Origin of the sequence: Geothrix mesophila, from assembly GCF_022808835.1 — a bacterium.
In the GTDB taxonomy this organism is placed as follows: domain Bacteria; phylum Acidobacteriota; class Holophagae; order Holophagales; family Holophagaceae; genus Geothrix; species Geothrix paludis.
Genome location: NZ_JAKZLD010000002.1, coordinates 466,186 through 479,668, shown reverse-complemented (window position 1 = coordinate 479,668; position 13,483 = coordinate 466,186). Strand labels below are relative to the sequence as shown.

At 68.3% G+C, this 13,483-nt stretch carries 10 protein-coding genes and 1 pseudogene; 4 read left to right on the top strand and 7 right to left on the bottom strand.

Going from position 1 to position 13,483, the window contains the following annotated elements:
- Positions 1–65: 65 nt before the first annotated feature.
- Entirely contained in the window at positions 66–668 is a 603-nt protein-coding gene (locus tag MLG87_RS09645) for a TetR/AcrR family transcriptional regulator (RefSeq protein ID WP_243294967.1), read from the bottom strand.
- Positions 665–1,051 (bottom strand): cupin domain-containing protein, encoded by a 387-nt coding sequence (locus tag MLG87_RS09640; protein ID WP_243294966.1) that lies wholly within the window; start codon positions 1,049–1,051, stop codon positions 665–667. The genes MLG87_RS09645 and MLG87_RS09640 overlap by 4 nt, the downstream gene beginning before the upstream one ends.
- Before the next feature lie 267 nt (positions 1,052–1,318).
- On the opposite strand from MLG87_RS09640, the pseudogene MLG87_RS16365 reads away from it, so the two are divergent.
- The 4 genes and pseudogenes from MLG87_RS16365 to MLG87_RS09615 all read left to right on the top strand — a co-directional run bounded on the left by MLG87_RS16365 (position 1,319) and on the right by MLG87_RS09615 (position 3,487).
- A pseudogene (locus tag MLG87_RS16365) lies at positions 1,319–1,777 on the top strand (SRPBCC family protein).
- Complete coding sequence (locus tag MLG87_RS09625) at positions 1,764–2,108, top strand: ArsR/SmtB family transcription factor (protein ID WP_243294963.1); 345 nt, start codon at positions 1,764–1,766, stop codon at positions 2,106–2,108. The pseudogene MLG87_RS16365 and the gene MLG87_RS09625 overlap by 14 nt, the downstream one beginning before the upstream one ends.
- A gap of 127 nt (positions 2,109–2,235) precedes the next feature.
- Complete coding sequence (locus tag MLG87_RS09620) at positions 2,236–2,691, top strand: DinB family protein (protein WP_243294962.1); 456 nt, start codon at positions 2,236–2,238, stop codon at positions 2,689–2,691.
- Positions 2,692–2,773: 82 nt separating this feature from the next.
- Positions 2,774–3,487 (top strand): NADPH-dependent F420 reductase, encoded by a 714-nt coding sequence (locus tag MLG87_RS09615; RefSeq protein ID WP_243294961.1) that lies wholly within the window; start codon positions 2,774–2,776, stop codon positions 3,485–3,487.
- Positions 3,488–3,561: 74 nt separating this feature from the next.
- Here the strand turns inward: MLG87_RS09615 and mfd are convergent, their stop codons facing one another.
- The 5 genes from mfd to MLG87_RS09590 all read right to left on the bottom strand — a co-directional run bounded on the left by mfd (position 3,562) and on the right by MLG87_RS09590 (position 13,443).
- Positions 3,562–6,975, bottom strand: a complete 3,414-nt coding sequence (gene mfd / locus MLG87_RS09610) for a transcription-repair coupling factor (RefSeq protein ID WP_243294960.1) — start codon at positions 6,973–6,975, stop codon at positions 3,562–3,564.
- Positions 6,976–7,048: 73 nt separating this feature from the next.
- Positions 7,049–10,249, bottom strand: a complete 3,201-nt coding sequence (locus MLG87_RS09605) for an efflux RND transporter permease subunit (RefSeq protein ID WP_243294959.1) — start codon at positions 10,247–10,249, stop codon at positions 7,049–7,051.
- 3 nt (positions 10,250–10,252) lie between these two features.
- Positions 10,253–11,398, bottom strand: a complete 1,146-nt coding sequence (locus MLG87_RS09600) for an efflux RND transporter periplasmic adaptor subunit (protein ID WP_243294958.1) — start codon at positions 11,396–11,398, stop codon at positions 10,253–10,255.
- Positions 11,399–11,425: 27 nt separating this feature from the next.
- Entirely contained in the window at positions 11,426–12,751 is a 1,326-nt protein-coding gene (locus MLG87_RS09595) for a TolC family protein (protein WP_243294957.1), read from the bottom strand.
- Between the two features lie 2 nt (positions 12,752–12,753).
- Positions 12,754–13,443 (bottom strand): CerR family C-terminal domain-containing protein, encoded by a 690-nt coding sequence (locus MLG87_RS09590; protein ID WP_243294956.1) that lies wholly within the window; start codon positions 13,441–13,443, stop codon positions 12,754–12,756.
- Between the last annotated feature and the right edge of the window lie 40 nt (positions 13,444–13,483).

Genomic DNA, 13,483 nt, shown 5'->3' with positions numbered 1-13,483 from the left:
TCCTGGCCATGGCCGCGGATCGGCGAACGGTGGATCCGGACCGGCCACCGATCCGGCGCCGGGGCTCACAGGCCCTCGGGCGCTCCGGTCCCACCGCCGATCACGGCATTCAGGTAGAAGTCCAGCATAGCGGCCAGGGAGGCCGGATCCCGCCGCAGGCGGCTGCGCAGGGCCGCGCCCTCCCAGCAGTTCACCAGGAGGTCCGCCAGCTGCCGCACATCGCAACCCTCGGGAAGCTCATGCCTCTGCCGGGCCTCGTCGAGGCAGGCGGCCATGCGTGCCGCGATGGCGTCGAAGCAGGCCTCGATCTTGGCCCGGAAGGCCTCGCTCACGCCCGACAGCTCCTGGCCGAGGCCGCCCAGCAGGCAACCCATGTAGCCCTGCTCCCGGTAGGCCTGCTGGGTGAGCTCGAAGAAGGTCCTCACCCGATCGAGAGGTGGCCGCGTCCGGTCCTGAAGACAGGCGTCCAGACCCGCGTGGACCTGGGCCATGTAGGCGTCCACCACCTGGAGGGCGAAATCCTCCTTGTCCTTGAAGTGGTGATAGAAAGAGCCCTTGGGGATCCCCGTGGCCGTGAGCAGGGCTTCGATGCCCAGGCCGTTGTAGCCGCGTTCCAGGAGCATCAGGAGCCCCGCCTCGATCAGGTGCTGCTTGGTGGCGTGCGTCATCCCCTCGTCTTCTCGATCAGGTGGTCGATGACGCAGGTGTGTTCGTGCTGGGGGCTGAACATGATGAGGTCCGCGTCGGCGTCCACCCGCACATTGTGTCCGGGCGGCCAGTAGAACAGGTCGTCGGCGGCCACAGTCTCCTGGCGCCCCGCCGCGTCCGTGGTGGTGATCCGGCCTTTCAGCACGAACCCCCAGTGCGGGCACTGGCACAGGTCGCCGTCCAGGCCCTTGAACAGCGGCGTGGTATCCACACCCGCCGCCAGGCTGAAGTACTCCCCGCTGAGCTTCCCGTAGCCGTTCGTGTCCCCGAAGTCCCTCTGCTGGCGCATGGTGACCCCCGGTACCTGCAGCGCGATCGGGACCGCATTCTTGGCGATCTTCATACATTCTCCTTGTTTTTTTCATGCATTAGACCGACCAGTCCAGTGACACGATAGGCCGCCGTCACCCTTCGTCAACCAGACAAGAGCAAAAAAATAATCAATCACCATCAATGCCTGTTTAATCCAATTCAATACAGCGTTTCGAAAGCACCCGTGGCAGGGATTCCCGGAAGGATCGGTGGGAGTCCGGTCGCATTCTTTCAAAAAAAGCAACCAATGGGTTGCATCATCCTCTGGCCCGCTTAACATGCAACCAGGAGGTTACACATGACGGCATCGAGCACCGACTGTATCAGGAAGGAGATCCATCTCCGTGCGCCCCGGACACGGGTCTGGAAGGCACTGTCGGACGCCGAGGAGTTCGGCACGTGGTTCGGGATGAAGCTGGAGGGGCGCTTCGTGCCCGGCTAGCCGGTCTTCGGACGGATCACCCACCCCGACTACTCGCACATCCACGTGGAGATGAGGATCGAGCGCATGGAAGCCGAGCGCCTCTTCTCCTACCGCTGGCACCCCTATCCCATGGACATGAAGCGGGACTACTCGGTCGAGCCCATGACCCTCGTGGAGTTCCACCTCGAAGCGGCCGAGGGCGGCACCCTGCTCAAGGTGGTGGAATCCGGCTTCGACAAGCTGCCCCCGGACCGGCGCGACGAGGCCTTCCGCATGAACGACGGGGGCTGGACGAGCCAGCTGGTCAGGATCGAACGCCATGTCACGAGCTGAGGCCCTCTCCCCCACGCGGCTGAGGGACGCGGCCCCGCTCTTCGCCGCCCTGGGGGATGCCACGCGCCTGGGCCTGCTCGTGAGCCTCTGCTCTGGCGGACCGCTCACCGTCACGCGTCTCAGCGGCCAGTTCGACGTCTCCCGACAGGCCATCACCAAGCACCTCGACGTGCTGGCCGAGGCGGGGCTCGTCAAGAGCAGCCGCCGGGGACGGGAGCGCATCTGGACCTTCGAGCCCAAGCGCCTCGAGGATGCCCACCAGTACCTGGAACGCCTGTCCAGGGAGTGGGACGTCGCCCTCGGGCGGCTCAAGGCCTTCGTCGAAACCTGATACCCGTCTGGCCTCCGGGAACAGACACCCGTCCCCGATGCCTCCATCTCCTGCTTCCAAGCGGGCGGATCCCCGTCTGCCCCGCCCGACCAACCCGCGCCACCGGCGCCCTTCTCGAGGAGGACCCATGTCCCAGCCCTGGACCACGCTCTTCTCCCTCAACCGTCAGGTCCTGATGGCCAGGAACCTGGCCGACGTCACCCAGGATCAGGCGGACCAGCCGCCGGCGCCCCACGTGAACAGCATCACGTGGATCCTCACCCACCTCGTGGAGAACCGGCGCTGGCTCCTGGAAACCCTGCTTGAGTCCGGCGACTGGCCGGCGGCGACCGGGCCCCGGTTCCTGGCGCAGCTCGAGGCCGCGATGGACGAGACGCAGGCGGCCCTGGCCGAGGCCTTCGACGCCGTCGCCGACTGGCGCGAACCGCGGATTCATCCCGCCATGCAGGTTCCCCTCCCTCTGGAGCAGATCGTGGGCACCTTCCTCATGGAGGAGGCCTACCACCTGGGCCAGATCGGCACCGCCCGGAAGCTCATGGGGATGCCCGGCGCGATGAAGGCTCCGGAGACGGCGAGGGTCTAGCCGGAGGTCCCCCGCACCGGCGTGGAGACGTCCCCGCCTGTGCGGGCCACCCCCCCCTTTCATCGACACGAGGAAAGAAGATATGACTCATCCCACGATCGGAATCATCGGTGCTGGGAGCATGGGAGGAATCCTTGCGCGCCACCTTGCCGAACTCGGCCATCGTGTCTTGATCGCGAGCTCGAGAGGTCCTGAGAGCCTGACGGCGTTCGCAGCCGATACCGGCGCGACCCCCGCTCCCGTGGCTGATGTCGCACATGCCGGAGACATCCTCATCCTTGCGATTCCCACGAAGGCTGTCCCCCATCTTCCACATGGGTTGCTTTCAAGTCTCTCGAGCAGCACTGTCGTCATCGATATCGGCAACTACCATCCCGAGCTCCGCGATGGCCGCATCCACGCGATCGACCAGGGGCTGACCGACAGTCAGTGGGTCGCGCAGCAGATCGGCCATCCCGTGATCAAGGCATTCAACAACATCTACGCCGGGAGCCTCGCCGGAAAGGGGGCTCCGAAGGGGACAAGGGGGCGCAAGGCCCTCTCGGTCTGCGGCGATTCTGCTGAAGCCAAGGCGACCGTGCTCGGCCTCGTCGACGATCTCGGCTTCGATCCCATCGATGGCGGTGCTCTGCGCGAGTCCTGGCGGCAGCAACCCGGAACGCCAGCCTACTGCCGCGATCTTGATGCGGCCTCCCTCCGGCGTGCGCTCGCCGAGGCCGACCAGAACCGAACCGTCCAGTACCGCGCCGAACAAGAGGCTCGTATCAGGCGATCTTTGCCAGGCCGCGAAGGATAACCCGACCGAAGCGAATGGCGATCACGGCGACAGCCAGAAGCGTCAACGGTTGACGCTTCTGGCGTCGTTAGGCCTCACTCCGCCATCCCGGCCCACTCCGCCAGCACGCGCTGGGCCTGGATCACGGGGCCGCCCTCACTGGGTGGCATCGGCAGCAGCACGGCGCCGTCGGGGTTCATCTGGGCGTCCTTCCGGGCGCGGATCCAGACCAGGAGCTTGGCGGCGTCCACGGGCGTCTGGGGGCTGAGGCGCAGCTTGAGGCGGCCGGACTGCACCGTGACCTCGCTGACCGCCAGGTGCTGGGCCCGCAGCTTCACCTTCAGCACTTCGAAGAAGCGCTGGGTGTCGGTGTCGTCCTCAGGCACATGGCCGAAGCGGTCCTCCAGATCCAGGCGGTAGAGGTCCAGGTCCTTCTCCTCCCGAAGGCGCGAGATGCGCTTGTAGGCCACGAGCCGCTCGGCGGCCTGGTCGATCCAGCGGCGGCTGAGCTGGGCGCCTGGCGCCAGGCCGTCCACCTTCACTTCGAAGGCGGTGCTGGGCTGGCCTTGCAGTTCCTGGAGCGTCTCTTCCAGCAGCTTCACGTAGAGCTCGAAGCCGATGTCGTGGATGTGGCCGGACTGCTCGCCGCCCAGCAGGTTGCCCGCGCCGCGGAGCTCCAGGTCCATGGCGGCGACCCGGAAACCGGATCCCAGCTCCGAGAAGTCCTCGAGCGCCTGGAGGCGCTTGCGGGCGTCCTCGCTGATCTCGTGCTTGGGGGGGATCATCAGGTAGGCGTAGGCGGGCACGTCGCTGCGGCCCACGCGGCCCCGCAGCTGGTAGAGCTGGCTGAGGCCGAAGGCGTCGGCCCGGTGGACGATGAGCGTGTTGGCGTTGGGCACGTCCAGGCCGTTCTCCACGATGGTGGTCGCCACCAGTACATCGATGCGGCCTTCCATGAAGCCGAGCATCACCTGCTCCAGGCCCTCGTCGCTCATCTGGCCGTGGCCCACGGCCACGCGGGCGTCGGGCACCAGCTCACGCACGCGCGCGGCGATGCTGATGATGGACTCCACGCGGTTATGCACGAGGTAGACCTGCCCGCCGCGGCGCAGCTCGAACTGGACGGCGGTCTGCACCAGCTCGTCGCTCCAGGGTGCCACCACGGTCTCGATGGCCAGTCGGTCCTTGGGTGGCGTCTCGATGAGGCTGATCTCGCGGAGGCCCGTGAGGCTCATGTGCAGAGTTCGGGGGATGGGCGTGGCCGAGAGCGCGAGTTGGTCCACGTTGAGGCGCAGCTTCTTCAGCTTCTCCTTGTGGCCCACGCCGAAGCGCTGCTCCTCGTCCACCACCACGAGGCCCAGGTCCGCGAACGTCACGCGGGCGCCCAGCAGCTGGTGCGTGCCGATGACGATCTCCACCTTGCCGTCGGCCACCTCCTGGAGGATGCGCTTCTGCTCCGCGGCATCGACGAAGCGGTTGAGCATCTCGATGCGGATGGGGAAGCCCGCGAAGCGCTCCTTGAATGTGCGGAAGTGCTGGAAGCAGAGCACGGTCGTGGGGCACAGCACGGCTACCTGGCGGCCTTCGAGGGCCACCTTGGCGGCGGCGCGCATGGCCACCTCCGTCTTGCCGAAGCCCACGTCGCCCACCAGGAGGCGGTCCATGGGGCGCGGCGACTCCAGGTCCGCCTTCACGGCCTCGATGGCCTCCACCTGGTCCGGCGTGGGCGTGAAGGGGAAGCTGGCATCGAAGGCGGCCATGTCCGGCCCATCCGGCGGGTAGGCGTGGCCCTTCTCCAGTTTCCGCTGGGCGTAGAGCTTCAGCAGCTCGTCGGCCATGTCGCGGATGGCCTTCTTGGCCTTGCGCTTGACCTTGGCCCAGGAGGCACCGCCCAGCTTGTCGAGCGGCGGCAGGTGGCCCTCGGCGCCGGTGTAGCGCTGCACGAGGTCGGCCCGCTCCAGGCTCACGTTGAGCTGGCCGCCGTCGGCGTAGCGCAGCTGGAGCACCTCCAGCTCCTCGCCGCCCACGGTGAGGGTGGCGAAGCCCACGAACTCGCCGATGCCGTGATCGAGATGCACCACGCGGTCGCCGGGCTTGAGGTCGCGGAGGTCCGAGAGGAAGGCCGCGCTGCGGAACTTCTTCGGCGCCGCCTGGATGGCCTTGCACCCGAAGACCTCGCGCTCCGTGAAGAGGGCGAGGCGGCACTCCTTGATGAGCACGCCGGCGCTGAGGTTCAGCCGGAGGGCCCGGCAGCCCGTCTCGGTGCCATAGGCCTGGGGCAGGTCGTAGTCCCGCAGGAACTCCGCGAAGCGGTCCCGCATGCCCGGCGTGCTGCCCGCCAGCACCACCCGGAAGCCCGTGAGGGCCAGCTCCTGCACCTGCTCCGCCAGGTCCGGCAGGCGCCCCTGGAATTCCCGCAGGGGCTGGACCGTGACGGGCACCGTGGCTTCGCTCTGCCACTCGGTGAGGGCCACCGTGGGCCGGCTGGGGTCCGAGGGGAGGAAGCGGTCCTCGAAGTCGGGGCACACCACGCCGCCCCGGCGAAGGGTGGCCAGGCCCTCCTCGATGCGGGCCCGTTCGGCTTCGCGCAGGGCCTCTTCCCAGGCGGGATCGAGGCGCACCCGCAGGCAGGGCGGCATCCAGTGCACCAACTGCCCTTTGGGCTGGGCCAGCAAGGGATGGAACAGCTCCTCACCGGGGAAGTGGCCGTGGGTGGCCAGCCGCGCCTTGCGGAAGGCCAGGTCGTCCTCGGGTTCGGCCGTGCGGTCCGCCCGGGAGGCCACGGCCGCCAGCAGGGCCTGGCCGTCCCCCCGCTCCCCCTCGAAGCGGGGATAGAGCGTCAGCGATTCCAGGGATTCGCCCGTGCGGCGCTGAGTGTCGGGGTCGAAGGGGCTGAGCCGCTCCAGCTCGTCGCCGAAGGTCTCCAGGCGCAGGGGCTGGTCCAGGTGGTCCGGCCAGAGGTCCACCACCATGCCACGGGAGCTGAACTCGCCCGGCGCGGCGGCCATCTCCGTGCGGCGGTAGCCCAGGGCCACCAGGGTTTCGAGCAGCAGGTCCCGCGGCACCTCGGCACCGACGCGCAGCTCCAGCTTCTGTTTCTGGAACCAGGTGGGATGAGGCAGGCGCTCACAGGCGGTCAGCGGCCCCGTGACCAGCACCTGCACCCGGCGTTCCAGCAGGCCCACCAGGGTGGAGAGCCGGTCCCGCAGCACCATGCCCGGCGGGCTGCTTTCGCCGCCGGCGTAGGCCGCGAAGCCAGGGAAATGGGCCACGCCGGCCTCCGGCAGCAGGGCCTGGAGATCCTGGGCCAGGGTGCGGGCCTCGGCTTCGCTGGGGGCGTCCACCCACAGGGACTGGACCCGCCCGCCCTTGGCGATCCAGGCTGCCAGCACCAGGGCCAGGGCCGGCGGCGACGCCCAGCGCAGCCGGGCCCCGGAGACCGCAAGGGCCTCCGCGGGAGCCTCGGCCAGGCGGAGCAGGTCCCTCAGATCAGCGCCGGCAGCAGTCATGGCACCTTCCAGAATGCCTCAAGAAGGCCCCGGGGACGAGCACTCATCCCCGGGGCCGTTCCTTTACGGCAGCTCAGGCGTCCGGCGCCTCCGCCAGGGGACGGACAGGTTGCAGTTCCTCCTCCCCGCGGCCCACACGCCGCCGGATCCAGGCCCAGACCTTGGCCAGGGTGAAGTCCTCGATGATCTCGAAGAAGACCGGCACCACGATCAGGGTGAGTAGGGTGGAGGTGATGAGCCCGCCCACCACGGCGCGGGCCATGGGGGCGCGCATCTCGGCGCCGGCGCCCAGCGCCAGGAAGAGCGGCAGCATGCCACCGATCATGGCGAAGCTGGTCATGAGGATGGGCCGCAACCGCACGGTGCCCGCGCGGATGATGGCTTGGCGCCGGGAGATGCCCTCCTCCCGCTCCAGGTGCAGCGCGTGATCCACCAGCAGGATGGCGTTCTTGGTCACCAGGCCCATCAGCAGGATCATGCCGATGCTCGTCATCATGGACATGGAGTCGCCGGTCACCAGCAGCATCAGCACCATACCCACCATGGAGAGCGGCAGGCTGGCCATGATGGCCACGGGGAGCTTGAAGCTCTCGAACTGGCTGGCCAGCACGAAATAGATGAAGAAGACCGCCAGCAGGAGCGAGGTGCCCATGTAGCCGGCCGTCTCCTTGCTGTCCCGGGTCTGGCCCAGGAACTCCACGCGGACCCCTTCGGGCAGCTGGCCGCCGGCCTTGAGCTGGGCCACCTTGGCGGCGGCGGCGGCGGAAACCTCGCCCAGGGTGGAGCCGTCGAAGTTGGCGTCCACTTCCACTTCCTCCATCAGGTCGTGGCGCTGGAGCTTGGCGGGGGCGATGCCCTCCTCAAAGCGCACCACCTGGTTGAGGCGCACCAGCGGGTGCTTGCCCCCGCCCAGGTCCTTGGTGCTCTGCACGGTCATGTTGGCCAGCTGCGCCGTGAAGCGGCGCTCCTGGTCGGCGAGGCGGACGCGCACATCGCGCTGCTCGCCCTTCTCGTCCTCGTACTTGGCCACCTTCTCGCCGTCCACCAGGGGACGGACCATCTGAGACACCAGGGCCGGGCTCACGCCCAGGTCCGAAGCGGCCTTGCGGTCCACCACGAGCCGCAGCTCGGGCTTGCCGCTGTCCAGGCTGGTGGTGACGTCCACCGCGCCAGGCACGCTGCGAAGGGCCTCCTTCACCAGGGGCACGGCCTGGATGACCGCGTCCCGCTCCGGGGCCTGCACGGCCACCATGATGGGGAAGGTGGTGCCCCAGTCATTGGCCGTGCCGATGGCCGCGTCCACGCCGGGCACCGAGCGGAAGGCCTCCCGGATCTGACGGCGGATCACCACATGGTTCGGCCGGTGGCCGTTCTTCAGCTTCACGTAGATGCCGCCGGAATCCACGGTGCCGTTCAGGCCCGTGCCGATGGTCGTGTAGGCGAAGTCCACGCCGGGCACGGACTGGATGGCCTTCTCCAGGGCCAGGGCCTTCTCGCGAGTGGCCGCGAGACTGGAGCCGGGCTCCGCCTTGAAGGTGGCCTGGAGGTCGCCGCGGTCGTAGTCGGGCATGAAGTTGTTGCCCAGAAGGCCCGAGAGCATCATGGCCAGCACGAAACTGCCCACCCCCGCGAGCATCACCGTCCAGCGGTGGCCCATGGCCCATTCGATGGCCGATTTGTAGAGAAGCTCCCATCGGTCCAGCATGCGTCCGAAGGCCTCCACGGCCCGCATGATGGGGTTCCGACCCTGGTAGTGCACATGGCCGTCGGAGCTCTTCTCGTGCTCGGGATCCGGCCAGACGGCGCTGAGCATGGGATCCAGTGTGAAGCTCACGAACAGCGACACGGCCACGGCGAAGGCCACGACGATGCCGAAGGGGAAGAAGAACTTGCCCACGATGCCGCCCATGAAGGCCACGGGCACGAACACGGCGAGGATGGACAGGGTGGTGGCGATGACGGCGGGTCCGATCTCCGCCGTGCCCTCGCGGGCGGCCGTGATGTGGTCCTTGCCCATCTCCGCGTGCCGCGTGATGTTCTCTCGGACCACGATGGCGTCGTCGATGAGGATGCCGATGGCCAGGCTGAGGCCCATGAGGGTCATGGTGTTCAGCGTGAAGTCCAGGGCCCGCATGATGATGAAGGTGGAGATCACGGACACCGGAAGCGTGAGGCTGGTGATGAGCGTGGAGCGCCAGCTCTTCAGGAAGAAGAACACGATGATCACCGTGAGCAGTCCGCCCACGTAGATGGAGACATTCACGTCGTCCACGTTGTCGATGATGAAGCGGGCATTGTCCTTGGCCGTCACCACCTCGACGCCCTGCTGAGCCAGCTCGGGCTTCAGCTCTTCCAGGGCCTTCTCCACCGCGGTCACCATGGCCACGGTGTTGCCCCCGGTCTGCCGCTGGATCTCCAGGGCCACCACGTCCTTGCCGCCCAGGCGGGCGAGGCTGCGCTTCTCCTTGATGCCGTCCACTACCGTGGCGACTTCCTTCAATTCGATAGGCCGGCCTTCCTTGTTGCCCACGACCACGTGCTCGAAATCCCCCACGGCCCGGGCCTTGGCATCGACCTTCACGGACATCTCGCGACTGCCCTGGAGCAGGTTGCCACTGGGGATGGCCATGGTGTCGCCGCCCAGGGCGTTCTTCACGGCCTGGAGGGAGAGCCCCTGGGACTCCAGCTTCTGGGGATCCACCTGGATGAGGATTTCGCGGGTGCTGCCGCCCACGGGATCCACCTTGCCCACGCCGGGGATGTTCTCGATGCGGCGCTTGAGGAAGTCCTCGGCGATGCGGGTCAGCTCCCGGTCATTCATGTCCGGATGCTTCGCATCCGGTTTCACCACCAGGGAGAGCACCGGAAGCTGAGCCGGATCGAACTTGGAGATGACGGGCTCCTCGATGTTGCTGGGCAGGTCGCGCCGGATCTGGCCGATCTTGGTGCGCACGTCGTTGAGGGCGTTGTCCACGTTGCGGCCCAGGTGGAACTGGATCACGAGCGTGCCCAGGCCCTCCTGACTGGTGGAGCTGATTTCCTTGATCTTCTCGATGGGATTGACGGCCTCCTCGATCTTGCGCACCACGTCCTGCTTGACGGACTCGGGGCTGGCGCCGGGGTAGACGACGGAGACGGTGACGGTGGGAATGTCGGTGTTGGGATACTGGTCGATGCCCAGGGTCTTCACGGAGAAGAGGCCCAGCACCACCAGCGCCAGCATGATGCAGACCGTGAAGACGGGCCGGCGGATGGAGAAATCGGACAGGAACATGGGTCACTTCCCTCCCGCGGCAGAGCCGCCATTGGCGCTGGTTGGGGCGGCGCCAGCCATCACGCGGAGACGGCTGCCTTCGCTCACGAGGTCCTTGCCGTTGTCGACCACCTGGGCGCCGAGGCCGAGGCCGCTCACGGGACGATAGCCGTCCTGCTCGGGCCCCAGCACCACCTTGCGGCGGCGGGCGACATCCTGCTCGGCGACGTAGACTTCCGCATCCCGGTCCTGGGCCTTCACCAGGGTGGCCGGCAGGGCCGGGGCCTTGGTCTCGCCCTCCCCGAGGATGACGCCCTCCACGAAGAGGCCGCCCTTCAGCGTGCCGTCCGGATTGGGGACCTCGACGCGGACGCGCAGGGTGCGGCCATCCTGGGAGAGGCTGGGGCTCACCTGGGCCACGCGACCCTCCACGAGACGGTCCACGCCGATGCTGCGGAAGGTGGCCTTCTGCCCCACCTTCACCTGGGCCATGGCCTCGGCGGGCAGGTCGGCCCGGATCTCCAGCTTGCGGTTGTCCACCACCTCGAAGGCCGTCTGGCCGGGGCTCAGCATCTCGCCGGGCTGCACGGCGCGCCGGGCCACCTGTCCCGCGAAGGGCGCCACGAGGCGGGCCTTGCGAAGCCTCAGGCGGGCCAGGCCCAGGTTGCTGTCGGCGGCCTGGGCGGCGGCCTGGGTGGCGTGGAAGGCGGTCTCCGCCTGCTGCGCCGCCTGGCGGGTGATGCTGCGCTTCTCCAGCAGGGCCACAGAACGGTCGTTGTCGCGCTGGGCCTGGAGGGCCTGGGCCTTGGCCTGGGCGGTCTGGGCTTCGGCGGCCTGGACGCCCAGCACATAGTCGTCCTCGTCCTGGACGCCCAGCAGGGCCCCGGCGGCGACGCTGTCGCCCTCCTGCACGAGCACGCGGGTGACACGGCCCGCGACCTCGGCCTTCAGCTCGGCCCGGTTCACGGCCAGCAGTGTGCCGGTGAAGGCCACGGCGGGCCGGAAGCTGCGCTCCTGGACCGGCACCAGGGTGACGGCCACGGAACCTTCGGCCTTCACGGCGGCCTGGTGGTCCAGCTCGGCATTGCGCTTGCCGCGGTGGAAGGTGGCGGCCCCGGCGATGATGGCGGCAGCGAGCCCGGTGGTGATGATGAGGGTTTTGCGGTTCATGGTCGACTCCAGCAATCGTCGGGTTCGTTACAAAGGAGCGAGGCCCAGCGCGCGGCGCTGGTCGAAGCGGGCGGACCAGAGGCCCAGCTCCGCGCGGCGGCGCTGGCTCTCGGCCTGGCGCTCGGCCCGCTCGGCCTGGAGGAGGTCCAGCGATGTGATGAGGCCCTGGTCGAAGGACTCGCGGCTCATACGCAGGGCCTCGACGGTGGCGTCGTGGGCCTTGCGGGCGGCCTCATCCAGGGCCGTGGCTTTCTCCAGCTCGCGGTCCGCCGTGCTCTGCTCGATGGCGATGGACCGCTCGCGGTCGATGCGCGCCTGCTTCACCTGCTCGAGCTGGGCCGTGTTCTGGGCGCGCTTGCCGGAGCTGCGCAGCCCGTCGAAGATGGGGAACTTCATGGTGACGCTCACCTTCCAGGTGTCGTACGGCTCCTTGAAGAGGTTGTCGCTCTTGCTCGCCTGGTAGCCGTAGCTGGCGCTGAGGTCGAACTTGGGGCGCAGGTCCGAGGTGATGATCTTCTCGTTGGCCCGGTACATGGCCTCCTGCTGCTTCAGCTGGGCCAGCTCGCTGCGCTCGGCGCCCGCGGGCCGGGCCGAGGTTTCGGGATGGCCCAGGTCCGCCAGCGCCAGCGGCGTCTTGGGATCCAGGCCCAGCTGCCCGTTCAGCACCTCCAGGGCCCGCTTCACGTTGGCCTCGGCCTGGAGCGCCTCGGGGATCACGGCCAGCAGCTCGCTCTCGGCCCGCAGGCGGTCCAGCTCTGTGGCGGTCTGGGCCTCCAGCTTGGCCTTCACATCCGAGACGAACTGCTCGGCGGTCTTGCGGCGGGTCTCCACGACCTCCTGCTCCGCCTGGGCCTCCAGCACCGCCAGGTAGGCCTTGGCCACACCGTGGAGGGTATCCAGCTCGGCGGTGGTGAAGCCGTAGCCGGCTTCCTTCTCGCCCATCTTGGCGATGTCGATGGCCGTGCCCAGCTTGCCCCAGTAGAAGAGCGGCTGAGTGAGGTTGGCCTGGCTGGTGTAGATGCTGCGGGCGCCCACCAGGGAGCTGGGGGACAGTCCGAACTGGGCGGCGCTGTCCGCGAAACCGCTGTTGAGGATGGAGACATCCCGGGCCCGGGTGAAGTCGCCGATGAGGGTGAGCTGCGGCAGGGCATCGGCGCGGGTGCTGGTGATGAGGCCGCGGCGCTCCTCCACGCGGGCCTTGGCCGCGCGGAGCATGGGGTTCTCGTTCCGGGCCCGGGCCAGGGCGCCGGAGAGGTCCAGGCTCAGCGGCGCGCGGGGCGCGGATTCCGTGGCCAGCGCCGGAGTCCGCGCCGGAGTCGGGGCCTGGAGGGCGGGGGGAGCGAACAAGAGCATGGTCAGTTCCTCGGCTGGGGGAAGGCTTCGGGGATGCCGAGCCCACGCAGGCTGAAGTCGGTGAAGTGCCGGATGACCTCCTCGAGGTCCTCCGGATAGGCCGGGTTCCCGCGGATGAGCCGGGCGATCCCCAGGGAGTTCCGGAAATAGAGCAGCTGGCCCTGGATGCTCATGCCCATGTTCAGGAGCTCGCCCCAGGAGAGGTCCGGCCGCAGCACCTGGAGGCACTGCATCAGGTGGTCCACGTGGGGCCGGATCTGCTCCATGAGCAGGGCCGAAGAGGTCGCCCGCGGCGCCTGCATCTCCCGGGCCATGAGCGCCATGGCCGCCTCGCCCAGCGGGTCCTGGGGATCAAGGGGATCGCAGGCCATCAGGTCCTGCATGAAGGCGCGGATATGGTCCTTGAGCCGCTGGATCGCGTCCTTCCGGGCCTCCGGCCCCTCGAGGGCGGGGGCCGTGGCCAGCTCGGCCACGCGGCAGGCCTTGCGGGCGAAGATGTACCGGAGGGCCTCCAGGTACAACCCCTCCTTGCCGCTGAAGTGGTAGGTCACGAGAGCCGAGTTGGCCTTGGCCCGCAGGGCGATCTCGCGGATGCCGGCCCCATCGAAGCCCTTTTCGGCGAAGGTCAGGATCGCGGCCTCGATCAGGCGCTGCCGCGTATCAAGAGACGCGTCGGTCGGCTGTGCGTTCATGACCCCTCGTTTCCAATCAACCAATCAAACGGTTGAACAA

Bases quoted from the DNA above. Each gene is read 5' to 3' on its own strand.
- MLG87_RS09645 (WP_243294967.1), bottom strand. From the start codon at position 668: ATGACGCACGCCACCAAGCAGCACCTGATCGAGGCGGGGCTCCTGATG.
- MLG87_RS09640 (WP_243294966.1), bottom strand. From the start codon at position 1,051: ATGAAGATCGCCAAGAATGCGGTCCCGATCGCGCTGCAGGTACCGGGG.
- MLG87_RS09625 (WP_243294963.1), top strand. From the start codon at position 1,764: ATGTCACGAGCTGAGGCCCTCTCCCCCACGCGGCTGAGGGACGCGGCC.
- MLG87_RS09620 (WP_243294962.1), top strand. From the start codon at position 2,236: ATGTCCCAGCCCTGGACCACGCTCTTCTCCCTCAACCGTCAGGTCCTG.
- MLG87_RS09615 (WP_243294961.1), top strand. From the start codon at position 2,774: ATGACTCATCCCACGATCGGAATCATCGGTGCTGGGAGCATGGGAGGA.
- mfd (WP_243294960.1), bottom strand. From the start codon at position 6,975: ATGACTGCTGCCGGCGCTGATCTGAGGGACCTGCTCCGCCTGGCCGAG.
- MLG87_RS09605 (WP_243294959.1), bottom strand. From the start codon at position 10,249: ATGTTCCTGTCCGATTTCTCCATCCGCCGGCCCGTCTTCACGGTCTGC.
- MLG87_RS09600 (WP_243294958.1), bottom strand. From the start codon at position 11,398: ATGAACCGCAAAACCCTCATCATCACCACCGGGCTCGCTGCCGCCATC.
- MLG87_RS09595 (WP_243294957.1), bottom strand. From the start codon at position 12,751: ATGCTCTTGTTCGCTCCCCCCGCCCTCCAGGCCCCGACTCCGGCGCGG.
- MLG87_RS09590 (WP_243294956.1), bottom strand. From the start codon at position 13,443: ATGAACGCACAGCCGACCGACGCGTCTCTTGATACGCGGCAGCGCCTG.